The 23840-nt window shown below is 66.9% G+C and carries 23 protein-coding genes; 2 read left to right on the top strand and 21 right to left on the bottom strand.

The annotated features are described in order from the left end of the window. Window position 1: 1 nt before the first annotated feature. The 8 genes from gspL to gspE are packed head-to-tail and all read right to left on the bottom strand — an operon-like array spanning window position 2 to window position 6906. On the bottom strand, window positions 2–1144 hold the full coding sequence (gene gspL, locus KF707C_RS17870) for a type II secretion system protein GspL (protein WP_003456424.1): 1143 nt from the start codon (window positions 1142–1144) through the stop codon (window positions 2–4). Continuing rightward, window positions 1141–2112 carry a type II secretion system minor pseudopilin GspK gene (gene gspK, locus KF707C_RS17875; RefSeq protein ID WP_003456425.1) on the bottom strand — a complete coding sequence of 324 codons (972 nt, stop codon included), beginning with the start codon at window positions 2110–2112 and terminating at the stop codon, window positions 1141–1143. The genes gspL and gspK overlap by 4 nt, the downstream gene beginning before the upstream one ends. Continuing rightward, the gene (gene gspJ / locus KF707C_RS17880; protein ID WP_003456428.1) at window positions 2109–2804 is read right to left on the bottom strand and encodes a type II secretion system minor pseudopilin GspJ; all 696 of its coding nucleotides are present in this window, start codon (window positions 2802–2804) and stop codon (window positions 2109–2111) included. The genes gspK and gspJ overlap by 4 nt, the downstream gene beginning before the upstream one ends. Continuing rightward, complete coding sequence (gspI, locus tag KF707C_RS17885; RefSeq protein ID WP_003456430.1) at window positions 2801–3190, bottom strand: type II secretion system minor pseudopilin GspI; 390 nt, start codon at window positions 3188–3190, stop codon at window positions 2801–2803. Before gspI ends, gspJ begins: the two co-directional genes overlap by 4 nt. After that, complete coding sequence (gene gspH / locus KF707C_RS17890; protein WP_051050784.1) at window positions 3187–3765, bottom strand: type II secretion system minor pseudopilin GspH; 579 nt, start codon at window positions 3763–3765, stop codon at window positions 3187–3189. The genes gspI and gspH overlap by 4 nt, the downstream gene beginning before the upstream one ends. Beyond that, complete coding sequence (gene gspG, locus KF707C_RS17895; RefSeq protein WP_003456434.1) at window positions 3765–4154, bottom strand: type II secretion system major pseudopilin GspG; 390 nt, start codon at window positions 4152–4154, stop codon at window positions 3765–3767. The genes gspH and gspG overlap by 1 nt, the downstream gene beginning before the upstream one ends. A 49-nt stretch (window positions 4155–4203) precedes the next feature. After that, window positions 4204–5418, bottom strand: coding sequence for a GspF family T2SS innner membrane protein variant XcpS (gene xcpS / locus KF707C_RS17900; RefSeq protein ID WP_003456436.1), 1215 nt, complete (start codon window positions 5416–5418; stop codon window positions 4204–4206). Then, window positions 5419–6906 (bottom strand): type II secretion system ATPase GspE, encoded by a 1488-nt coding sequence (gene gspE / locus KF707C_RS17905; RefSeq protein ID WP_036994007.1) that lies wholly within the window; start codon window positions 6904–6906, stop codon window positions 5419–5421. Window positions 6907–7245: 339 nt separating this feature from the next. Here gspE and KF707C_RS17910 point away from each other — a divergent pair, with 339 nt between their 5' ends. Together KF707C_RS17910 and gspD are read left to right on the top strand one after the other, a co-directional pair. After that, window positions 7246–7818, top strand: coding sequence for a type II secretion system protein N (locus KF707C_RS17910; protein ID WP_081608137.1), 573 nt, complete (start codon window positions 7246–7248; stop codon window positions 7816–7818). 4 nt (window positions 7819–7822) lie between these two features. Beyond that, window positions 7823–9763, top strand: coding sequence for a type II secretion system secretin GspD (gspD, locus tag KF707C_RS17915; RefSeq protein ID WP_003456448.1), 1941 nt, complete (start codon window positions 7823–7825; stop codon window positions 9761–9763). A gap of 156 nt (window positions 9764–9919) precedes the next feature. Here gspD and KF707C_RS17920 read toward each other — a convergent pair whose 3' ends face one another. The 13 genes from KF707C_RS17920 to asd form a co-directional block, all read right to left on the bottom strand. Beyond that, a complete protein-coding gene (locus KF707C_RS17920; RefSeq protein WP_051050785.1) occupies window positions 9920–10276 on the bottom strand; it encodes an NUDIX hydrolase in 357 nt (118 codons plus the stop codon). An 80-nt stretch (window positions 10277–10356) separates the two neighbouring features. Next, entirely contained in the window at window positions 10357–11568 is a 1212-nt protein-coding gene (locus KF707C_RS17925; protein ID WP_003456452.1) for an O-succinylhomoserine sulfhydrylase, read from the bottom strand. A gap of 77 nt (window positions 11569–11645) precedes the next feature. Further along, the gene (gene purF / locus KF707C_RS17930) at window positions 11646–13151 is read right to left on the bottom strand and encodes an amidophosphoribosyltransferase (RefSeq protein ID WP_003456453.1); all 1506 of its coding nucleotides are present in this window, start codon (window positions 13149–13151) and stop codon (window positions 11646–11648) included. Window positions 13152–13238: 87 nt separating this feature from the next. After that, window positions 13239–13751 (bottom strand): CvpA family protein, encoded by a 513-nt coding sequence (locus KF707C_RS17935; protein WP_003456454.1) that lies wholly within the window; start codon window positions 13749–13751, stop codon window positions 13239–13241. Between the two features lie 95 nt (window positions 13752–13846). Next, window positions 13847–14503 (bottom strand): SPOR domain-containing protein, encoded by a 657-nt coding sequence (locus KF707C_RS17940; protein ID WP_003456455.1) that lies wholly within the window; start codon window positions 14501–14503, stop codon window positions 13847–13849. 5 nt (window positions 14504–14508) lie between these two features. Next, complete coding sequence (gene folC, locus KF707C_RS17945) at window positions 14509–15795, bottom strand: bifunctional tetrahydrofolate synthase/dihydrofolate synthase (RefSeq protein WP_003456456.1); 1287 nt, start codon at window positions 15793–15795, stop codon at window positions 14509–14511. Next, complete coding sequence (gene accD, locus KF707C_RS17950) at window positions 15792–16664, bottom strand: acetyl-CoA carboxylase, carboxyltransferase subunit beta (protein ID WP_003456457.1); 873 nt, start codon at window positions 16662–16664, stop codon at window positions 15792–15794. Before accD ends, folC begins: the two co-directional genes overlap by 4 nt. 37 nt (window positions 16665–16701) lie before the next feature. Beyond that, on the bottom strand, window positions 16702–16971 hold the full coding sequence (locus KF707C_RS17955) for a hypothetical protein (protein ID WP_036994013.1): 270 nt from the start codon (window positions 16969–16971) through the stop codon (window positions 16702–16704). Next, complete coding sequence (locus KF707C_RS17960; RefSeq protein ID WP_003456458.1) at window positions 16964–17581, bottom strand: phosphoribosylanthranilate isomerase; 618 nt, start codon at window positions 17579–17581, stop codon at window positions 16964–16966. Before KF707C_RS17960 ends, KF707C_RS17955 begins: the two co-directional genes overlap by 8 nt. A gap of 56 nt (window positions 17582–17637) precedes the next feature. Then, on the bottom strand, window positions 17638–18498 hold the full coding sequence (gene truA / locus KF707C_RS17965; protein ID WP_003456459.1) for a tRNA pseudouridine(38-40) synthase TruA: 861 nt from the start codon (window positions 18496–18498) through the stop codon (window positions 17638–17640). Between the two features lie 7 nt (window positions 18499–18505). After that, entirely contained in the window at window positions 18506–21415 is a 2910-nt protein-coding gene (locus tag KF707C_RS17970) for a FimV/HubP family polar landmark protein (RefSeq protein WP_096368045.1), read from the bottom strand. 141 nt (window positions 21416–21556) lie between these two features. After that, complete coding sequence (locus KF707C_RS17975; protein ID WP_003448540.1) at window positions 21557–22585, bottom strand: aspartate-semialdehyde dehydrogenase; 1029 nt, start codon at window positions 22583–22585, stop codon at window positions 21557–21559. Window positions 22586–22696: 111 nt separating this feature from the next. Then, entirely contained in the window at window positions 22697–23809 is a 1113-nt protein-coding gene (gene asd / locus KF707C_RS17980) for an aspartate-semialdehyde dehydrogenase (RefSeq protein WP_003448564.1), read from the bottom strand. Window positions 23810–23840: the final 31 nt, after the last annotated feature.

The following is a 23840-nucleotide window of genomic DNA, read 5'->3' on the forward strand; positions in this document are numbered from 1 at the left end:
ATCAACCTCCTATCACCAGGCGCGCGCTGACGCCGCTTTCGTCGCGGCTGGCGGACCCCATCTGCACGGAAAGCCCGGTACCGATCAGTCGTTCCCGCAGGCGCTCCAGGGCATCGAAGCCCGGCGCCTGCACCTGCAGCGCCAGGTCACCGCGCACCTCGCTGAAGTCCAGTTGCTGCACCCGCACCTGGGCACCTTCCGCAATCAATGCCTGGGCGGCCTGCCCCAGCAGCGCCAGCAGCCGCCCCTGCCCCGCCCCGGCGCCTTCGGCCAGGTGCTGGTCGAACTGCGCCCGCAGGTTCACCAGGCGGCTGTCCTGGGGGAAGAGTTCGCGGTAGAGGGCTTCGTTGGCGTCGGCGTAGGTGTCGCCCTGGCGTTCGAGCTGCCAGGCCTGGACCAGGTTGAAGCCCCATTGCAGCACCAGCCAGAGCCCCACCAGCCCCAGCAGTGGCTTCCAGCGCGACCAGTCCTGCCGCGCTTCCACCAGGCTGAACTCGCCCTGGGCGAGGTCGGCGCCCGCCTGCGCGGCCAGCCAGCCATGGAGATCGCCTTCCGCGCTCCAGTTCTCCACCCCATCCAGGGTCTGTCGCTCGACCGGTGCATGGCCGTTGCGCGGCATCGGACAGGCATCCCGCAGGTGCGGCCAGTCCGCGTCCTCGAAGGCCAGGCGGGCACCGCCCTCGCCGCCCAGCAGCCAACGCTGATCGAGCCAGAGCAACTGCGTGCCCGTCTCCGGCAACAGATCGGCGTCGACCTGAATGACCGATGGCGCCGGCCCCAGCTGACGCGCCAGGTCGAGCCAGCCGGCGAGCCAGCTGCGGCGGACCGCGAAGACCCGGTGACGTCCGTCCGGCAGGGCGCCGCCCAGGCCGAGGTGGTAGCTTTCCACCTCCTCCGCCAGCAGTTCCTCCACCGCAAAGGGCAAGGCCTGGCGCAGCCAGCGCCCCTTCTGGGTGGGCAGGCGAACCGCGCAGCAGGTCACCGCCTCCACCGGCAGGATCAGCCGCCAGGGAGGCGTCACCTCATCCAGCGCCCGGGCGAAGGGCAATCGTCGCCCGCTGCCCGCCTGCCAGAGCATCACCTCCAGCTCGGCGTCCAGCTCGCCACCGGCGGATGCCGGCAGGAAGATGCAAGCCTGTGTCATGACTGTGGCTCCTTGATGGGCGCAGGCGGCAAGCCGCCCTGCCCGAGATCACGAGAGAGAACCCGTACCTTGCCGTCGCGGCCGCGCTGCAGGGTACTCACCAGAACCTGGCGGCGACCGCCGAGACGCACCTCGGTGATCACCTGGAAATAGCGGCTGCCCACGGCCAGTCCCTGGGCTTCCAGCCCCATGCCCGCCAGGGCCGGCTGGCCAAGGAAGGCGTCGAGACTGGCAAAGCCGGTGGCGCCCCGGGCCGCCGCCAACAGACCGCCCGCCCCGGCATCCAGGTTGTCGGCCAGGCTGGACAGGACCAGGGCGCTCGCGGTGTTGACATTGAGGGTGGCATCGCCCGGCAGCGCCGTGATGTAGGGCAACAGCTTGCGGTAGTCCAGCTCCGTCATGCCGGCCAGCAGGCGCAGTTCGGAGACGTCGCTCATGGCGTGATTGGCCGCGCGGTAGGGCGGCTGCAGCAGCAGGTACTGGTTGTCCTCGGCGCCGTTGGGGCCGTAAGGCTCCTGGTCGGCGTCGAGCCAGTCCACCAGCCGCTCGGCGTAGGGCGCTTCGATGCCCAGGCGCAGCAGCAGGCGGCGGAACTGACGAATGCCCTGCTCATTGAACTGGCCGTTGCGCACCAGTCCATTGAGGTTGAAGCGTCCGCTGGGGTCTTCGATGCGTACGCTGAGGGAGCCGCCGTCGTCCAGCGCAAAGGTGGTGATCGGGCGCGCCCAGGCCTCTCCCAGATGGTCCACCGGCGTCCGTGGATCGCCCTGGCGCAGGTCGCGCAGGAGGATGGCCTTGGCCAGTGCTTCGCCACCGAGGGCGTACTGGGCCGCCTGGCGCGCCTGCAACTCGTTGCCGCTGGAGCGGATCGCCAACTGGGTGCGGGCGATCAGGCCGGCGCTGACCAGGGTGACCACCGCCACCACCAGCATCACGGTCAGCAGGGCCACGCCCGCCTGCCGCTTCATCGGACAGGCTCCTCGTCGCCGTCACGGGTGTCCTGTTCCGCGTCCTGCTGGCCGTTGCCCGCCTCGACCTGCTCGGGCGGCGGCGTTTCCACCAGCCGCAGGACGCGGCGCAAATCGCCGTAGCGCCGGTGCGCCAGCGTCAGCTCCAGGGCACGGGGCAGGCGATCCAGTCGTTCGTTCTCCTCCAGCGCCGCCGGCGGCCAGGCATCCCGCCATTCGCCACTGTCGTCCAGGTAGCGCAGCCGGAGCCCGGTGACCCCATCCAGGGCGGCCTGAATCCGGGGCTGGCTGTCCTGGGCCTGGTCCAGCACCGTCCAGTAGCGCCGCTCCAGGCGTTCCCCGCTGAGCTGCCAGCGCACCCGCTGCAGGCGCGACCGTTGGGCGCCCGTGGGATTGCGCCAGCCGCTGCGGGTGAACTCCAGGCTGTCGTTGTCGCCCAGCCGCTCCCCGAGCAGGGCAGGTCGAGCCTCGCCATAGGCATCGCGGACCGGACGCGCCGACAGCTGGCGGACATCCCGCTCGAAGGCGGACATCGCACGCACCAGCTCCCGCAGTTGCCGCTCCTGCTCGCGGGTGGCTTCGTCGCTGTCCAGCACCGCGCCAAGCATGCGCCAGGTGCCGAGCGCCAAGAGCGCGAAAATGGCGATGGCGATCAACAGCTCCAGCAGGGTGAAACCGGCGGCGCGCTTCATGGCGAGCTCTCCACGAAGCCCACCAGGCGGACCGTGGCGCGCTCCTCCAGCCGGGTCCCGGCGCCCCGAGAGGGCTTGACCGCGACCCAGAGGGTGACGCGGCGCAGGGCCGGATCGCGGGTGCCTTCCACCTGGCTCAGCCATTCCCAGCGGCGCCCGCCGTACTCCAGCTCACCCTGATCGCGGCCGTTCCCCGGCGGTGCATCGCGCAGCTGGAGCTCCGTCAGCCGGTTGTCGGCGATCCACATGGCCAGCGTCTTGTCTTCCAGGCGAGCGGCGATCTGCAGGCTGCGGGCGCTGGCGGTGAGGACGCTGGCGGCCACCACGGCGAAGATGGCCAGGGCCACCAGCACCTCGATCAGGGTGAAGGCGCGCTGGCGGCTCATCCGGCGCGCCCCTTGCCATCGGTCCTCTCCACCCGGGGCAGGCGGAAGCCGTCACTGGACAGTTGCAGGCGCAGGCCGTCCTTGCGGCGTTCGCCCAGTTGCAGGCGGAAGGGGCTGAGCTCGCCACTGGAGAGGATGACCAGCTGAGGCACCGGCGGCGCGTCCCTGGCCTTCTTCTCCTGTCCGCTGGCGGGTGCCGGAAGCACCAGCGGCTCGCCGTCCAGCTCGAAGGTCAGCTCGGCCCAGTCCGGCAATTGCCGGGTGCCATCGGAGAGGGCCTGCCAGCGCCCGGAGGCTTCGTCATGGAAGAACACCTGGTAGCCATCCCGCTCCAGGCGCAGGCCGTATTCGCGGTTGTCCAGCACCGCCTCGTCGGCCAGCATGCCGATCAGGCCGGCGAGACGCTCGGCCTCATGGTTGAGCTGGCGGGCGGGGCCGGCGACGCCGGAGCTGATGACCGCGAGGCCGGCGAGGCAACCGATGACCACCATCACCACCAGCACCTCGATCAGGGTGAAGCCCGCCACCCGGGCACAGGGAGCCCGGAGGACGCCGCCCCGCCGCCCGTGGCTCATCAGTTTTCCCAGTTGGTGATATCGGCGTCGTTGTCGCTGCCGCCGTCCTTGCCGTCCGCCCCGAGGGAGTAGAGGTCGTAGGCGCCGCCCTTGCTGCCCGGAGAGAGGTACTGGTAGGGGTTGCCCCAGGGGTCGATCGGCAGCTTCTTCAGGTAGCCGTCCTTGTTCCAGTTCTTCGCCGGCGGGTTCCCGGAGGGACGACTCACCAGCGCATCCAGGCCCTGCTGGGTGCTGGGATAGGCGAAGTTGTCCAGCTTGTACATGTCCAGCGCGGCACCGATGGCCTTGATGTCGCCCTTGGCCACCGTGACCTTGGCCTGGTCGGGACGGTTCATCACCTGGGGCACCACCAGCGCGGCGAGGATGCCCAGGATGACCACCACCACCATGATTTCGATGAGCGTAAAGCCCGACTGACTACGGCGCAGTTTCACGCGATTACCCCACGAGTTGGTTGAGAGAAAGGATAGGCAGCAGGATGGCCAGCACGATCATCAGCACCACCGCGCCCATGACCACCAGCATGAGCGGCTCGAAAAGCCCGACCAGCAGGGCGATCTGCGCGCCCAGGTCGTTCTCCTGGTTGCGCGCCGTGCGAGCGAGCATCTGGTCCAGTTCGCCGGAACGCTCGCCGCTGGCGATCATGTGCAGCATCATCGGCGGGAACTGGCCGCTGGCTTCCAGGGCGCGGGTCAGGCTGCCGCCTTCGCGGACCTTCTGTGCGGCCACCACCACCTGGGCGCGGATGACCCGGTTGGCCACCACCTCGGCGCCGATGCCCAGGGCCTCCACCAGGGGCACGCCACTGCGGGTGAGGATGGCGAGGGTGGACGCGAAGCGCGCCGTGTCGGTGGCCCGCACCAGACGCCCCACCAGGGGCATGCGCAGTACCAGGCCATGCCAGCGCAGGCGGGCCGCCGGCTTGCGCAGGACCCAGCGGGCCGCCAGCGCCGCTGCCAGCAGCCCCAGCAGCATCAGCCAGCCCCAGTGCTTGACCAGGTCGCTCAGGGCGATCAGCCCGCGGGTGAGCAGCGGCAGGGTCTGCCCGGAGTCGATGAACACCTTGACCACGTCCGGCACCACATAGCCCAGCAGGAAGGCGACTATGGCCAGCGACGCGCACATCAGGATCACCGGATAGAGCAGCGCCAGCTGGATCTTCTGCCGCGACTGCTGCCGCTGCTCGGTGTAGTCGGCCAGTTGCTCCAGCACCGGCCCCAGGTGCCCGGCATGCTCGCCGGCGGCCACGGTGGCGCGGTAGAGCTCGGGAAAGGCCGAGGGGAACTCACGCAGGCTGCTGGCCAGGCTGTGGCCTTCCAGGACCCGCGCGCGAACCGCCAGCAGCATGGACTGGATGCGCCCATGGGTGGACTGGGCCGCCGCCGCCCGCAGCGCTTCCTCGATGGGCAGCGCCGCCTGCACCAGGGTCGCCAGTTGCCGGGTCACCAGGGCCAGATCCCGTGCGGACAGGCCCCGGGCCAGGGTGAAGCGACCCCGTTCGGCCTGCTCGCGAACGCGGGTTGCCCGCACTTCCAGCGGCGCCAGCTGGCGCTCCCGCAACAGCTGGCGGACCTGGCGGGCGCTGTCGGCCTCCAGCACGCCCTTCCGCTGCCGGCCCTTGCTGTCGAGGGCGAGGTATTCGAATGCGGCCATTTATTCTTCCTGGGTCACGCGCAGCACTTCTTCCACCGTGGTGATCCCCGCCAGCACCTTGCGCCGGCCATCTTCACGGATGCTCGGACGGGTCAGCCGGGCATGGCGGATCATTTCCTGCTCCGAGGCGACGCTGTGGATCAGGCTGCGCATGTGGTCGTCGAACACCACCAGCTCATAGATCCCGGTACGCCCGCGATAACCCTGCTGGTGGCACTCCGGGCAACCCCGGGCACGGAACAACGTGGGTGCGCTGTCGGGGTCGACACCCAGCAGCCGGCACTCGGCGGCGTCCGCCGGATAAGCCTCCTTGCAGCTCGGGCAGAGCACCCGGACCAGCCGCTGGGCCAGCACCCCGAGCAGGGACGAGGACAGGAGGAAGGGCTCCACCCCCATGTCCACCAGCCGGGTGATGGCGCCGATGGCGCTGTTGGTGTGCAGGGTGGACAGCACCAGGTGACCGGTCAGCGAGGCCTGTACCGCGATCTCGGCGGTTTCCTGGTCGCGGATCTCCCCCACCATCACCACGTCAGGGTCCTGGCGCAGGATGGCCCGCAACCCCCGGGCGAAGGTCATGTCCACCTTGGGATTGACCTGGGTCTGGCCGATGCCCTCGATGTGGTACTCGATGGGGTCCTCCACCGTGAGGATGTTGCGGGTGCGATCGTTCAGGGTCACCAGGCTGGCGTAGAGCGTGGTGGTCTTGCCGGAGCCGGTCGGGCCGGTGACCAGCAGGATGCCGTGGGGACGGCGCACCGTTTCCTCCAGCAGCAGGCGGTCGTGGTCGCTCATCCCCAGGTGCTGCAGGGTGAGGCGGCCGGCCTGCTTGTCCAACAGGCGCATCACCACCCGCTCGCCGTTGGCCGACGGCAGCGTGGAGACGCGGATGTCGACTTCGCGTCCGGCGACCCGCAGGGAGATGCGGCCGTCCTGGGGAACGCGCTTCTCGGCGATGTCCAGGCGCGCCATCACCTTGATCCGCGACACCAGCAAGGCCGCCAGTTCGCGCTTGGGCTCCAGCACCTCGCGAAGGATGCCGTCGACGCGAAACCGGACCACCAGGCGCTTTTCGAAGGTTTCCAGGTGGATATCCGAGGCGTTCTCCTTGATCGCCTCGCCGAGGATGGCGTTGATCAGGCGGATGATCGGCGCGTCGTCCTCCTGCTCCAGCAGGTCCTCGGTTTCCGGGATCTGCTCGGCCAGGGCGGCGAGATCGAGGCTGCCACCCAGGTCCTCCGCCAGTTGCATGGCGGCCGAGGAGTCGTGCTGGTAGGCCTGCGCCAGGGCCTGGTCGAAGGCTTCGACGCTGAGGGGCTTGAGCGGAAGGCGGCGTCCGGCGAAACGTCGCGCCTCGGCCAGGGCCACCAGCTCGACACCCGGACGGTGCGCGAGGCAAGGCTCGACCCCATCCTGCAGGATGACGCCATGACGCTTGGCGAAGCCGAAGGGCAGCCGTCGCAGGGGAGCTTCAACGAGGGGAGGATTCATCCGTGCGTGCCTGTTTCAGGTGGGTCAAGGAGAAGTATTGCAGCGCCTTCTGACGATTGTGCGCGGCGGCTTCCCATTTCTTATGATGGATATGAACTAAACCACCTAAAGCCGTAAAAATTCACAACTATCTTTAGCACAGCGCTTTGACCCGAACATCCTCCGGATGGCCGACAACGGCACTCGAGGGCGCTGCTATGATCAGAGCAGTTCTGCCAGAACACACAATCAGAAGAACGATACAGCCTTGGGAGTTGGACGCGCTTGCAAGCTCCGGTTAACGCACAGTGGCCCAGGCGCCATGCGCCTGCATTCGTGGGTGCGCTATTGGTCCTGGCCATGGGGATCAGCTTCGCCTGGCAGACCCGTGACTGGCTGCGACTGGTAGAGGCGCCGGCGCAGCCTACCCAGGCCAGTGGCGCCCCCCAGGCCGCGAGGGCGCCCCTGCAGAACCTCGAACCGCTCTTCGGACCGGCCCCGCTCGTCCAGCCCGGCGGCCCGCCCCCCAGCACCAACCTGCGACTGACACTCCTGGGCAGCTTCGTCCACGGCGGTCCCGAAGCCTCCATCGCCCTGATCCAGCATGAAGGCGGCAAGCCCAGCCGCTATCGCCCGGGAGACGAGATCACCCAAGGCGTGAAGGTCCACCGTGTCTACCGCGACCGGGTGGAGATCGAACGCAACGGCCGCCTGGAGAGTCTCAGCTTCCCCGCGCCGCGTTCCCGTTTCGCCCAGGCGGGAGCCGTGACCGGCGCGGCGCCCGATACCGAGGTGATCGACCAGCTCAACGAGCTTCAGGAAGAGAATGCCGACCAACTGCGCGAGCGCATGGAAAAATTGCGCCAACAAATGGAAGACCCGGAGAACACCGCCTCCGAGCCTGCCGTCGAACAGCCCCAGGAAAGCGAATGACACGATGACCATGACTTTCTCGCGCCTCACGCTGGCCCTGATCGCCGCCGGGATGCTGGCCGCTCCCCTGCCCCTCCTCGCCGCCCAGCCGTCGGGCGCGGCCCAGCAGCAACAGCAGGATGGCTGGACCATCAACCTCAAGGACGCGGATATCCGCGAGTTCATCGACCAGATCGCCGACATCACGGGCGAGACCTTCATCGTCGACCCCCGGGTCAAAGGCCAGGTCAGCGTGGTCTCCAAGGCGCCCCTGGGGCTCAACGAGGTGTACCAGCTGTTCCTCTCGGTGATGGCCACCCATGGCTTCACCGTGGTGACCCAGGGCGAGCAGGCGCGCATCCTGCCCAATGCCGAGGCCAAGGCCGAGGCCAGCAGCACCCGGGGCGGCGCCGAGCGCCTGGAAACCCGGGTGATCCAGGTCCAGCACTCCCCGGTGACGGAACTCATCCCGCTGATTCGCCCCCTGGTCCCGCAGTACGGCCATCTCGCCGCCGTCCCGTCCGCCAACGCCCTGATCATCAGCGACCGCGCCGCCAACATCGCCCGCATCGAGGACCTGATGCGCCAGCTCGACCAGAAGGGCGACCGCGACTACACCGTGCTCAACCTGAAGCACGCCTGGGTGATGGACGCCGCCGAAGTGCTCAATGCCGCACTGAACCGCGGCCAGTCCAAGGGCGGTTCCGGCACCCAGGTGATCGCCGACGCCCGCACCAACCGCCTGATCCTCCTGGGCCCACCCTCGGCACGCGCCAAGCTGGCGGCCCTGGCCCAGTCCCTCGACACCCCCACCTCGCGCTCGGCCAACACCCGGGTCATCCGCCTGCGCCACAACGACGCCAAGAGCCTGGCGGAAACCCTCGGGGAGATCTCCGAGGGCCTGAAGAACGGCGAAGGGGGCGAGACGGCGACCGGCGGCAAGCCGCAGAACATCCTGATCCGCGCCGACGAGAGCCTGAACGCCCTGGTGATGCTGGCCGAGCCCGATGTCGTCAACGCCATGGAAGACATCGTCCGCCAACTGGATGTGCCTCGCGCCCAGGTGATGGTGGAAGCGGCCATCGTGGAGATTTCCGGCGACATCACCGAGGCGCTCGGGGTCCAGTGGGCGGTGGACGCGCGCGGCAACACCGGCGGCGCGGGCGGGGTCAACTTCGGCAATACCGGGCTGTCGATCGGCACGGTGCTCAACGCCATCCGCGACGACGAGATTCCCGAGTCGCTGCCGGACGGCGCCATCATCGGCATCGGTACCGACAGCTTCGGCGCGCTGATCACCGCGCTCTCGGCCAACAGCAGGAGCAACCTGCTGTCCACCCCGAGCCTGCTGACCCTCGACAACCAGAAGGCGGAGATCCTGGTGGGCCAGAACGTGCCCTTCCAGACCGGCACCTTCACCACCGACGCCTCGGGCGCCAACAACCCCTTCACCACCATCGAGCGCCAGGACATCGGCGTGACGCTGAAGGTGACCCCGCACATCAACGAAGGCGCCACCCTGCGCCTGGAGGTCGAGCAGGAAATCTCCTCCATCGCCCCCTCCGCCACCCTGACCGCCCAGGCGGTGGACCTGATCACCAACAAGCGCTCCATCAAGAGCACCATCCTCGCCGAGGACGGCCAGGTCATCGTGCTGGGCGGGCTGATCCAGGACGACATCACCCAGACCGACTCCAAGGTGCCGCTGCTGGGGGACATCCCCATCCTCGGCCGCCTGTTCCGCTCCACCCGGGACTCCCATGTGAAGCGCAACCTGATGGTGTTCCTGCGGCCCACGGTGGTCCGCGATCGCGCCGGGATCGCCGCGCTGTCCGGCAAGAAGTACAACGACATCCGCATCGTCGGCGAGCACAACGAGGAGGGTCGTCCGGCCATCCTGCCGCGCCAGCCGGTGGAGCTGTTCGACGGTGCCCCGGGACCGGCGGTGGATCTGCGCAAGCCGTGACACCCTGGGGCCGCGCGAGGCGGCCCTTCGCGAATGAATGCGCTCACACAGGGATAGGGGCTGACCATGGGGGAATCTGCGAGGCGGATTCCAGTCAACGCGCTAGCCTTGAACTCGGTGCCGAATGAACGCCAGGGCGCTGCGGTACACCCAGTGTCAGTCAGACGAAGGCTCCGAAGCCAACGGATGCCAGAAGAAGCGAAAGTCCAGCCCACCGTCGTCGCCGGTCCTGAAAACCCAGGAATCGGATGGGGGAGCGACCACCTCACAGAGGTGGAACGACCAGACCTGTCCGTTGAATCCGCTCTCCCAGACCCCGAGCGCCTGAAGCTTGTCGGTCGCAACAAGCCCTGACTCTTCAGCCAGCTCGCGCAACGCCGCACGCCCGGGTGATTCGCCGGGTTCTATGGTGCCTTTGACCAGTTGGATACCTACAAGGGGATGCTCGAAGACGAGAATTTCGATTTCGTCGGCATACCTGAGGACGACCGGACAGGCTTTGGTCGGACACACCTTTCATATCCCCGCGACGCGCCGATGATCAGCGCGACCTTACCATCGGTCGAGCTGCGCGTCTGCGGGGGGACAGTCGGTCACAGGGCGGCGAGACCGCGCTCCAGATCCGCCTTGAGGTCGGCGACATCCTCCAGGCCGATGGCCAGGCGGATCAGGTTGTCGCCGATTCCGGCATTGGCGCGTTCCTGAGGCGACAGGCGCCCGTGGGAGGTGGTGGCCGGGTGCGCGATGGTGGTCTTGGTATCGCCCAGGTTGGTGGTGATGGAGATCATCCGGGTGGCGTCGATGAAACGCCAGGCCGCTTCCCTGCCGCCCTTGACCTCGAAGCTGACGACCGCACCGAAGCCCTTCTGCTGACGCGTGGCCAGCTCATGTTGCGGATGACTCGGCAACCCGGCGTAGTAGACATGCTCGACGCCCGGCTGCCGCTCCAGCCACTGGGCGATCTCGAAGGCGCTGGCGCAGTGGGCCTGCATGCGCACACGCAGGGTTTCCAGCCCCTTGAGCATCAACCAGGCATTGAAGGGGCTGAGGGTCGGACCGGCGGTGCGCAGGAACCCCACCACTTCCTTCATGTGCTCGGCACGGCCGGCGACGACGCCACCCATGGCACGGCCCTGGCCGTCGATGTACTTGGTCGCCGAATGCATGACGATATCCGCACCCAGCTTCAGGGGCTGCTGCAGTGCCGGGGTGCAGAAGCAGTTGTCCACCACCAGCAGCGCGCCCTTGGCATGGGCGATCTCGGCCAGGGCCTTGATATCCACCAGTTCGGCCAGCGGGTTGGACGGCGACTCGACGAAGAGCAGCCGGGTGTTGGGCTTGATCGCCGCTTCCCAGCCTGCCAGGTCGGACAGCGCCGGATAGTCGACCGTCAGGCCGAAGCGCTTCAGGTACTTCTCGAACAGGCTGATGGTGGAGCCGAACACGCTGCGCGACACCAGCACGTGGTCACCGGCGCTGCACAGGCTCATGGCGATGGCGAGGATGGCGGACATGCCGGATGCGGTGGCGACCGCCTGCTCGGCGCCTTCAAGGGCGGCAATGCGCTCCTCGAAGGTACGCACCGTGGGGTTGGTGTAGCGCGAGTAGACGTTGCCCGGCACCTCGCCGGCGAAGCGCGCGGCGGCGTCGGCGGCGGTGCGGAACACATAGCTGGAGGTGAGGAACATGGCTTCGCCGTGCTCGCCCTCCGGCGAACGGCGTTGCCCGGCGCGTACGGCCAGGGTGTCGAAGGACGCGCCTTCCAGGTCACTGTCCAGCCTTCCGGCTTCCCATTCCTGTGTCATATCCCAACCTCTTCGTGAACGAAGCCCGGAGGCTGTCCGGGCTGCGGAACCTGCGACTCGCAGCGCTGGGCCGAGCGCTAGTTGTTGTACAGATCAATGATGGCGCTGACCGCGTGGGCCTTGGCCTTGGAGGCGTCGTTACGGGCCTGCTCGATCTTGTTCAGGTAATGCTCGTCCACGTCACCGGTGATGTACTGGCCATCGAACACCGCGCAGTCAAAGTGGTCGATCTTCACCTTGCCGCCGCCGACTGCCTCGATCAGGTCCGGCAGGTCCTGGTACACCAGCCAGTCGGCACCGATCAGCTCCGCCACCTCTTCGGTGGAGCGGTTGTGGGCGATCAGTTCGTGGGCGCTGGGCATGTCGATGCCGTAGACGTTGGGGTAGCGCACCGCCGGCGCGGCGGAGCAGAAGTAGACCTTCTTGGCGCCGGCCTCGCGGGCCATCTGGATGATCTGCTTGCAGGTGGTGCCGCGCACGATGGAGTCGTCCACCAGCATCACGTTCTTGCCACGGAACTCCAGTTCGATGGCGTTGAGCTTCTGGCGCACGGATTTCTTGCGCGCAGCCTGGCCCGGCATGATGAAGGTACGGCCGATGTAGCGGTTCTTCACGAAGCCTTCGCGGAATTTCACGCCCAGGTGGTTGGCCAGTTCCAGGGCGGCGGTGCGGCTGGTATCCGGAATCGGGATGACCACGTCGATGTCGTGATCGGGACGCTCGCGCTGGATCTTCTCGGCCAGCTTCTCGCCCATGCGCAGGCGCGCCTTGTAGACGGAAACGCCGTCCATGATGGAGTCCGGACGGGCCAGGTAGACGTGCTCGAAGATGCAGGGGGAGAGCTGCGGATCCTTGGCGCACTGGCGGGTGTAGAGCTTGCCGTCTTCGGTGATGTAGACCGCTTCGCCCGGCGCCAGGTCGCGGATCAGGGTGAAGCCGAGCACGTCGAGGGAGACGCTCTCGGAGGCGATCATGTATTCCACGCCTTCGTCGGTGTGGCGCTGGCCGAACACGATCGGGCGGATGGCATGGGGATCGCGGAAGCCGACGATGCCGTATCCGGTGATCATGGCCACCACGGCGTAGCCGCCACGGCAGCGCTCGTGCACGCCGGAAACGGCGGCGAACACGTCCTCCTCCGTGGGCTGCAGCTTGCCGCGGTGGGCCAGCTCGTGGGCGAACACGTTCAGCAGCACTTCCGAGTCGGAGTTGGTGTTCACATGCCGCAGGTCGGACTCGTAGATTTCCTTGGCCAGCTGCTCGACGTTGGTCAGGTTGCCGTTGTGGGCCAGGGTGATGCCGTAGGGCGAGTTGACGTAGAACGGCTGGGCCTCGGCGGAGCTGGAGGAGCCCGCAGTGGGATAGCGCACGTGGCCGATGCCCATGTGGCCCACCAGGCGCTGCATATGGCGCTGCTGGAAGACGTCACGGACCAAGCCGTTGTCCTTGCGCAGGAAGAGCCGGCCATCATGGCTGGTCACAATACCGGCAGCGTCCTGGCCGCGATGCTGAAGTACGGTAAGCGCGTCATACAGCGCCTGATTGACGTTCGACTTACCGACGATACCGACGATGCCACACATGTGACGCAACCCCTGCTAGTAGTTCAGGCTAAACAAGCACCCCATCGGCCGGATGGGCCGAGTGGGCATTCTTCCGGATGCGGCGCATCAACCGGGTGCAGCGATGCCGCTCGCGAGCCACTGGCTGGTGAGGCCCAGAATGAGGTTCTTCGACCAGTCAGCGACCATTAGAAAATGCGGTAGCAGCGTGGATTGCTGCCACCAGGGATCCTGTTGCACCGGCGCCAGGCTCAACAGCCCGACCAGCAGCACCACCAGCAAGGCGCCACGGGCGGCCCCGAAGGCCATGCCCAGCACGCGGTCGGTGCCGTCCATACCGGTAACCCTGACCAGCTCGCCGATCAGGAAATTGATCAGTGCCCCCACCAGCAGGGTGGCGACGAAGAGAATGGCGCACGCCGCGATGATGCGCGCCGAAGGCATTTCGATGAATTCCGCGAGGTGCAGCGAGAGGGCGCCGCCGAAGGTCCAGGCGACTACACCTGCGACTATCCAGGTCAGCAGCGAGAGGGCTTCCTTGACGAAGCCACGTCTCAGACTGACCAGACTGGAAACGGCGATGATGGCGATGATCGTCCAATCAACCCAGGTGAATGCCACAATGCAGCCCACGAACGGAAAAGGCGCTGCATTTTAGCAGAGCCCTTCAGCTCCGGTAACCCGCGAAGCTGAAAGGTCTGAATTAACCTGCTCTATCAGCCTTTCTCGGGCTGGAATCGTACGACGAAGCCATTCAGCTTCTGCTGACGACTGAGCTGGTCACGCAGGCGATTGGCTTCGGCGCGTTCGATCACCGGCCCGACGAACACCCGGTTCATGCCTTCGACGCTGCGGATATAGGCGTTGTAGCCCTGGCCGCGCAGGGTCTTCTGCAGATTCTCGGCACTGGCCCGGTTGGACAGGCTGGCCAGCTGGATGGACCAGCTGACCGGCAGGCCATTGGCATCCAGCCGCTTCTCTTCGGGCTTGACCGCTGCCACCGGAGCGGCTGGCGCCTGGGCCGGCACCTGCTGGGGCTGAGTCTGGGCCGGTGCGGCGGGCGGAGGAACCGGAGCGGCCTGGGCCGGGGCAGCCGGCGCGGGTTCGGACGAGGGCACTGAGGCCAGGGCACCAGCTTCGTCATCGAGGGACGGCACGGGCTCCTGAGGCAGTGCCTGGGGTTCCGGGACCTGCACCTGCTCCAGCTCGGTCACTGGAATCTCCGGCGCCTTGGGCATCGGCGGTGCCTCGACGACCACCTGGCGCAGCTCGTCCTCACGACTGAACAACATGGGCAGGAAGATCACCGCCAGCGCCACCAGCACCAGGGCGCCGACGATACGTTGCTTGAGTCCCTTGTCCATTACCGCCATGTCCCCTACTCCCCGTTTATGCGGCCTTCCAGCCAAGCCAGCGCTTCAGCGACGCTGTAGAACGATCCGAACACGAGAATCTCGTCGTCCGGTGTCGCCTGCTCGCACTGGGCCTCCAGCGCGGCGGCGATAGTTTCGTGGACACTGACGTCTGCGTGAAGGTTCGTCAATGCCGCCTGCAGCTCGCCTGCGGGACGGCTTCGGGGCGTGGGCAGGGGCGCCACAGCCCAACGGTCCATCTGACCCACGAGAGGCGCCAGCACGCCGGGAAGATCCTTGTCGGCCAGCAAACCGAAGACCGCCAGCCGGCGGCCGGCTACGGGACGGGACTCCAGTCGGGACGCCAGGTACTCGGCGGCGTGGGGGTTGTGGCCGACATCCAGCAGCAGGGACAGGGACTTGCCGCGCCAGACGACAGGGCGCCGGTCCAGGCGTCCGGTGACACGGGTGCCCAGCAGGGCCGCCGCCAGGACTTCCGGCTGCCACGGCAGGCCCAGAAGCGCGTACCCCTGCAGCGCCAGGGCGGCATTCTCCATGGGCAGGTCCAGCAAGGGCAGGTCATGCAGTTCCAGCACCTGGCCGGAGCGGCAGGTCCCGCGCCAATGCCAGCTTTCCTGCCCTTGCGCCAGGTCGAAGTCACGCCCACGGAGGAACAGCGGTGCCGACAGGGCTTCCGACTGTTCCAGCAAAGGCCGGGGCGGATCCAGGTCACCGCAGAGGGCGGGCTTTCCGGCGCGGAATATGCCTGCCTTCTCGAAGGCGACGCTTTCACGGGTGTCGCCCAGCCAGTCGGCGTGATCCAGGCCGATGCTGGTGACCAGCGCCAGGTCTGCATCCACGAGGTTGACCGCATCCAGCCGGCCGCCGAGGCCCACTTCCAGCACCACGGCATCCAGAGCGGACCGCTGGAACAACCAGAAGGCCGCCAGGGTACCCATCTCGAAATAGGTCAGGGAAATCTCGCCACGGGCGGCCTCGACGGCGGCGAAGGCCTCGCACAGTGCCTGGTCGCTGGCCTCGACACCCTCGACTTGCACACGCTCGTTGTAACGCAGCAGGTGCGGCGAGCTGTAGACGCCCACCTTGAGCCCCTGGGCCCGCAGCAAGGCGGCCAGGAAGGCACAGGTGGAACCCTTGCCATTGGTGCCGGTAACCGTGATCACCCGTGGCGCAGGACGCCCAAGGCCAAGGCGCCGGGCCACTTCTCGACTGCGCTCCAGGCCCATGTCGATCGCCGTGGGATGGAGCTGCTCAAGGTAGGAGAGCCAGTCGGCAAGGGTTCTCTGGGTCATGCGATGGCCGGGGACGGAAGGCGCTGCATCTGCGCCAGCAGCCGACCAAGGCGCTCACGCAGTTCCTCGCGGGGAATGATCATGTCGATGGCGCCGTGCTCCAGGAGGAACTCGCTGCGCTGGAAGCCTTCGGGCAGCTTCTCGCGAACGGTCTGCTCGATGACGCGGGGGCCGGCGAAGCCGATCAGGGCACGCGGCTCGCCGACGATCACATCGCCGAGCATGGCCAGGCTGGCGGAAACCCCGCCGTAGACAGGGTCGGTCAGCACGGAAATGAAGGGGATGCCTTCTTCGCGCAGGCGCGCCAGGGCGGCGGAGGTCTTGGCCATCTGCATCAGCGAGATCAGGGCTTCCTGCATGCGCGCACCGCCGGAGGCGGAGAAGCACACCAGCGGACAGCGCTGTTCCAGGGCGACGTTGGCGGCGCGAACGAAGCGCTCGCCGACGATGGCGCCCATGGAGCCGCCCATGAAGGAGAATTCGAAGGCGCAGGCCACGATCGGCATCTTGTGCAGGGTACCGCGCATGGCGATCAGGGCATCCTTCTCGCCGGTGTCTTTCTGGGCCGCAGCCAGGCGGTCCTTGTACTTCTTGCTGTCACGGAACTTGAGGCGATCCACCGGCTCGAGGTCGGCGCCGATTTCCTCGCGCCCCTCCGCGTCGAGGAAGATGTCCAGTCGGGTACGGGCATCGATGCGCATGTGGTGGTTGCACTTGGGGCACACACCCAGCGACTTCTCCAGCTCGGGCTTGTAAAGCACCGCGTCGCAGGACGGGCACTTGTGCCAGAGGCCTTCCGGCACCGAGCTCTTCTTCACCTCGGAACGCATGATCGAAGGGATCAGCTTGTCTACCAGCCAGTTGCTCATGCTCTAGTTCTCCACAGCTTTGAAGCCCGAACACGCGCTAGCGGTTCACAGCCCCGCGCATGTCCTTGAGCGAATTCATGGTTCCGATTCCCGTGGTCAGGTACCCGGGAACCACCCTGGAAATGGCCTTGCCATCGCCTTCGTAAAAAACAGGCCCGATCGTCGCAGCCTTGCCACGCGACGCGACAGGCTTCGCCTGCCCGGGCAACTGGGTTATGGACGGCAGCGAAACGCCGTCCGTCACATATGCAGAACACGCGCCAGCGAAGGTGGCCTTGAAATCTTCCGACATCGAGATGTCAGCCACGTGCCATCCGGATGAAAGCCTCGATCCGGGCGGCATCCTTGATGCCCTTGGCCGCTTCCACGCCGCCGCTGACGTCGACGGCGAAGGGTTGCACCTGGCGCACCGCTTCGCCGACGTTCTCCGGGGTCAGTCCACCGGCCAGCACCACGGGCTTTGCCGCATTCCGGGGCACAAGGCCCCAGTCAAAGGCCTCTCCGGTGCCACCCGGAGTGCCCGGAACGTAGGTATCGAGCAGAACGCCCCGTGCGCCCGGGTAACGGGCGATGGCAGCGGCGATATCGTCGCCCGGCTTGACCCGCAACGCCTTGATATAGGGCCGACCGTAGCGCCCGCATTCTTCGGGGGACTCATCGCCGTGGAACTGCAACAGGTCCAGGGGCACTTCAGCCAGGACCTGTTCGAGCGCCTCCCGAGGCATGTCGACGAACAGGCCGACGGTGGTCACGAAAGGCGGCAGCGCCTCGATGATCGCCCGCGCCTTCGCCGCGGTAACCGCTCGCGGACTCTGGGCGTAGAACACGAAACCCAGGGCATCGGCGCCAGCGGCGACCGCCGCCAGGGCGTCCTCAAGACGGGTAATGCCACAGATTTTGATGCGAACGGCTGGCAAGATGCGGGCACCTTAAGGGGAAAGGTCAGGGATGTTAGCAAAGGGCCAACGCAGCGTCAGCCCATGGAATCGGGCAATCCTGATAGAAAATGTGGCCCGAGGTAGCGCTGCGGAAGCTCGAACTCCTCCGGGTATTCCACGCGCACCAGATAGAGGCCATAAGGATGCGCGGTGACCCCCCCTTCGCGCCGGATGCGCCCCTCCAGGACCTGCTGCGCCCATTCCTCGGGCCGCTCGCCGGCGCCGATGGTCATCAGCACGCCGGAGATATTGCGCACCATGTGGTGAAGGAAGGCGTTGGCGCGGATATCCAACACTATCATCCGGCCATGCTCGATCAGTTCCAGGTGGTGGACCGTCTTGACGGGGGACTTGGCCTGGCACTGGCGGGCCCGGAAGGCGCTGAAGTCATGGGTGCCCACCAGGCAGCGGGCGGCTTCGCGCATGCGCTGGATGTCCAGCGGCCGGTGGTTCCAGGTGACCTCTTCAGCCAGGTGCGCCGGGCGGATCGGGTCGTTGTAGATCACGTAGCGGTAGCGACGCGCCATGGCGCTGAAGCGTGCGTCGAAATGCCTGGGCATGGCTTTCGCCCAGGTCACGCTGATGTCATTGGGGAGATTGGCGTTCGCACCCATGATCCAGGTGTGCTCGGAGCGCGCCACCGGCGTGTCGAAATGCACCACCTGGCCACTCGCATGGACCATGGCATCGGTACGCCCTGCGCAACTGAGCACCACGGGCGCTCCGCCGGCCACACGACCCAGCGCCTTCTCGAGCGCCTCCTGGATGGACGGGACGCCCTTGATCTGGCGCTGGAAGCCGCGGTAGCGCGACCCCTTGTACTCCACGCCGAGGGCGATTCTGTAAATGCCGGCGGCAGCCTCCTGGGCTGCCGCGTCGGGTACTACATGTGTCATCTATCTATCAGCTGAGTCGTGCGATGAGCTCGCGCGCTTCCTGTTGCTGGGTGTCGCTCCCCTCGGACATGACCTCGTCGAGGATGTCGCGAGCACCTTCGGTGTCACCCATGTCGATGTAGGCACGAGCCAAGTCCAGTTTGGTCGCGGTTTCGTCGGTACCGGACAGGAAATCGAAATCGTCTTCCCCGCCCAGACCAAGATCGAGGTCCGAGTCATCGCCATCCAGGGAGGCGACCGGCTCGGGCTCAAGGCTGGGTTGCTGCAGGCTGTCGGAGAGCTGGTCGAGCTCGGCGGTCACTTCGTCCAGCTGCGCCGCGAAACTGTCGTTGTCGGGCAGCGATTCGGCAACCGGCTCATCCGGCAGCGACAGATCGAAATCCGCCGGTAGGTCGAGCAGGCCAGAGCCGCCCACCTCCACGTCTCGAACCGAGGACGGAGCGGACTGCGGGACATCCGGCTCGCTGTCGAGGCTGAGCAGGAAATCGTCCTCGTCGGCAGCTGCCGGTGCGGACGCGGGCTCGAGATCCAGACTGAAGTCGGCGAGATCGTCATTGAGCTCCAGGCTTTCATTACCGCTCGACAACAGGTCGCTGGCGCCGATATCAAGATCGAAGTCCAGGTCATCACCGGCCTTGGCCGGCTCCGACGGAACGTCCAGGGCCAGGTCGTCGAAGTTGAGTTCGCTGACCGGCGCGGCGACAGGCTCGATGGCAGCCGGCTTATCGCCCGCCAGTTCGAGATCCAGTTCCAGGTCATCGCCGAGATCGTCCAGGCTCAGGTCAAAGGCGTCATCCGGGTCGGCACCCGGCGCAAGGGGTGCCGCCGGTTCATCGTCCAGGGTGAGATCGTCCAGACTGAAGCTGTCCAGGTCGTCGGCGGCAGCCAGGCCGACAGCGGTAGCGGTGACCGCGGCGACGGCCATGGCCGGGTAGCGATTGTTCAACTGCTCGATCTCGGCGTTGGCACCGCCGATCTCGCGAAGCTCGCGCTCCTGGCGTCCGAACCCTTCACGATCGCCCTGCTCCGCATGGACTTCCATCAGCTTCAGGCGCAGGTCACTGCGATGAGGCTCGTCGTTGATGGCGTTCTGCAGCAACTCGGCGGCCTGATTGAAGCGTCCGTAGGCGATATAGATGTCGGCCTCGCTGAGGACATCGCTGGTCTGCGCAGCGACGCGCTCGTCCGCCTTCGTGGAGGCGACGGCGGGCGATTCATCACCCAAATCCAGATCGCGGTCATCGAGGGAAGAGAAGCTGTCGTCCTTCAGGTCGAGATCGCCGTCGAACGGGCTCGTCTCGTCCTCGGCGGCCAGGCTCTTCTGCAGCTCGGATTCCTTCATCGCATTGCGACGGGACAGGATCATCAGCAGCACCAGAAGCGCCACCAGCGCACTGCCACCGGCAATCAGCAGCAACATCGGATTGGCCAGCACGTCATCGATGATGCTGGACTTCGGAGGCTCGGCTGCGGGCGCCGCTGGAGCGGACTGCACAGGCTTGGCCGGTTCCGTCGGTTTGGCGGGCGCGGCTGGCTTGGCGGGTGCGACAGGCGCGGCCGCAACCGGTTCCGCAGGCTTGGCCGGCGCGGGCGCCGCCGCAATCGGCTCGGCCGGCTTGGCAGGCTCCACTGCAACGGGCTCGGCGGGCTTGACGGGTTCAGCAGCGGTTGCCGGGGCGGCCGGCTGGGCGGGCGCTGCAGGCGCAACAGGCGCCGGGGCCGGCTCGGCCGACGCGGCAGCAGCTGGTGCCTGCTTGGTCTGGGCGCCCAGCTCGGACTGCAGCTTGGCGAGTTGATCGTCCTTGAGCTGGATGAGGCGCTGCAGCTTGTCCATCTGGCTCTGCAGGTCGCTCATGCGGCTCTTCAATTCGTCGTTCTCGCGACGGGTGGAGTCCAGGCTCTCCTGGGTCACCGCCAGCTTGTCGCTGAGGGCCTTGCTTTCGCCGTTGGCCCCCTTGTCGCTGCCACTCGCGGCCTTGCCGCTGGCAGCCGACACCAGGCGCAGACTGTCCTGCGCCTCCACCCTCTCGGGCGCAGCGCCTGCGCTGGCACGCTTGGTCGCATCGAGCTGGCGCTGCCCCTGGCTGGCCAGGGTGCGTCCGTCGCGCCAGGCGCTGTTCTGCGCCTGGACCTGGGCCAGGGCCTCGGCCTGGCTGCGACTGGCGATCTGCTTCTCATCAGGCAGGCGCAGCACCTGGCCGCTTTTCAGGCGATTGATATTGCCATCGATAAAGGCGTCGGGGTTCAGGTCCTGGATGGCCAGCATGGCCTGGTGAACGGAACCGCTGGCACGGGTTCGCTCAGCGATCTCCCAGAGGGTATCGCGGGATGTGGTGCGGTACTGGTCGGTCGGGGCCCGGGGCACCGGTGCCGCGGCGGGCGCGCTCGGGCGCGGGGCGGCCACGGGTGCCGGGGCGGTGGGTCGTACCGCGGCGGGCGCGACGGCCGGGCGCGGCGCGGGCGCCGGGGCGGAGACCGGAATCTGCGGAGCGGAAGCGGCTGCGGCCTGGGGGGAATAGAGCGGCGGGTCCAGCAGCAGCGTGTACTCCCGCAACAGGCGCCCATTGGGCCAGAGCACTTCCACCAGGAAGTTGAGGTAGGGCTCTCGTACCGGCCTGGTGGACGTTACCCGGATGACGCTGCGGCCATTGGGTTTGATCACCGGCGTGAACTTGAGGTCCTGGAGGAAGTACTGGCGATCCACGCCGGCCTTGGCGAAGTCCTCCGGGGCGGCCAGGCTCGGCTTGAGCTCGGCCGAAGCCAGATCGCGCACCTCCAGCAACTCGATCTCCGCATCCAGGGGCTGGTTCAGCGAGGAACGCAGGGTAACTTCCCCCAGCCCGAGGGCGTGGGCCATACCCGAGGTCAGCGCGGACGCGGCCGCGATTGCCAGCACAAGTTTGCGAAGCCGAACCATAGAGTAATTCCCTTGTTTTATCTTTTTTCCCGCGGAGCGAGAGGAGGGTCTTGAGTCGCTGCCATGCGCGCCTGTGCGGCGGCTCCCCGTCAACGATAAGGCCGAGCCAGTAGTATCAAGCTAGAATATTTCTACCGATTTTCAGGTAAGTATCTTTGACAGATAGTGTTTTATCAACAACTCGGCCGACTGCACAGCATTGAGCGCCGCGCCTTTTCTTGCATTATCTGAAGCAATCCACAAATTGAGTTCGCAGGGGTCATCGAGGCCGCCGCGAACCCGCCCGACGTAAACGGCATCCTGGCCCACCGCGTCGCCGACGGCGGTCGGATAGTCGCCCTCCTCCTCCACGAATTCCACCCCTGGCGCCTGCGCCAGGCGCTGGCGTACCGCATCGATATCCACCTCGCGCTCGGACACCAGGGACAGTGCCAGGCTGTCGCCGAAGAACACCGGTGCCAGGGCGCAGGTGGCCGCCACGCGAAGGTCCGGCTCAGCCAGCAACTGGCGGAGTTCGCCCGCCAGGCGACGCTCCAGGGCGATATGCCCCTCGGCATCCGGCACACCCGCCTGCGCCAGGATGTTGAAGGCGATCTGGCGATCGAAGAAACGTGGTTCCAGCGGTCGGGCATTGAGCAGTTCGGCCGTCTGGCGCGCCAGCTCGTTCACGCCCTCACGCCCACGACTGGACACCGCCAGGCTCGCCAGCACGCTGACGCGCCGGGGCCTGACCAGGTCGCGCAGGGGCGCCAGCACGCAGGCCAGGGCAACGGCGGACGCGCTGGGACTGGTGAGCTGGTAAGGCGCATCCAGCCTTTGGAGAAGTTCCGGATTGGCTTCAGGCACCAGGCTGGGCGCCTGCATCGGGTCCAGGGCGCCGGACAGGTCGATCAGCGAACAGCCTGCCGCGCTGGCGCGCGCCGCGAAACTGCGGGTGACCGACTCGCCGGCCGCGAAGAAGGCCAGCTTCACCTGGGAGAAGTCGAACTCGGCCACATCCCGGACACGCAGGTTGCGCCCCTTGAACGGCACGGAGGCACCGGCGGATTCGCCACTGGCCAGGAGATGGAGATTGCCGACTGGAAATTCCCGCTCATCGAGGAGCTGGACAAGGGTCTCACCGACGGTGCCGGTGGCGCCGATCACGGCGATATCGAGGGATTGGCTCATGGGGAAAGGACTTCTGGCGATGCGAGGAGCGGCACTTTAACCGCCGTTCCCGCAGCCAGGCAATCGAGGTTCAGGGGGCGCCGACGAGCCTCATCGGCGCCCGACCCGTACTCAGCGCTCCAGCAGGATGCGCAGCATGCGGCGCAGGGGCTCGGCGGCACCCCACAGCAGCTGGTCACCCACGGTGAAGGCACCGAGGTACTGGGAGCCCATGTTGAGCTTGCGCAGACGTCCGACCGGAACGGTCAGGGTGCCGGTCACGGCGGTGGGGGTCAGCTCGCGCATGCTGATCTCGCGCTGGTTCGGCACCAGCTTCACCCAGGGATTGTGCTGGCTGATCATGCCCTCGATATCCGCGATGGGCACATCCTTGTTCAGCTTGATAGTCAGCGCCTGGCTGTGGCAGCGCATGGCGCCGATGCGCACGCAGATGCCGTCCACCGGGATCGGGCTCTTGAAACGACCGAGGATCTTGTTGGTCTCGGCCTGGCCCTTCCACTCTTCGCGGCTCTGGCCGTTGGGCAGTTCCTTGTCGATCCAGGGGATCAGGCTGCCGGCCAGGGGCACGCCGAAGTTCTCGGTGGGGAAGTCTTCACCGCGCATGGCTTCGGCGACCTTGCGGTCGATGTCGAGGATGGCGCTGGCCGGGTTGGCCAGGTCATCGGCGACCGCCGCATGGGTCGCGCCCATCTGCTTGATCAGCTCGCGCATGTTCTGCGCACCGGCGCCGGAGGCGGCCTGATAGGTCATGGCGCTCATCCACTCCACCAGACCCGCTTCGAAAAGGCCGCCCAGGGCCATCAACATCAGGCTGACGGTGCAGTTGCCACCAATGTAGTTCTTGGTGCCGGCGTCCAGTTGCTGGTCGATGACACGGCGGTTGACCGGGTCCAGCACGATCACGGCGTCGTCCTGCATGCGCAGGCTGGAGGCCGCGTCGATCCAGTAGCCGTTCCAGCCGGCCTCGCGCAGCTTGGGAAACACCTCGTTGGTGTAGTCGCCGCCCTGGCAGGTGAGGATCACATCGAGGGTCTTCAGCTCGTCAATGCTGTAGGCATCCTTCAGCGGGGCAATGTCCTTGCCGACCGCGGGGCCCTGGCCACCGACATTGGAAGTGGTGAAGAACACCGGCTCGATCAGGTCGAAATCCCGCTCTTCCAGCATGCGCTGCATGAGAACGGAACCCACCATGCCGCGCCAACCGATCAGACCTACACGCTTCATGACAACTACACCTTTCTTGAAAAAGTGGGCC

This window comes from Pseudomonas furukawaii (genome assembly GCF_002355475.1).
GTDB lineage: Bacteria > Pseudomonadota > Gammaproteobacteria > Pseudomonadales > Pseudomonadaceae > Metapseudomonas > Metapseudomonas furukawaii.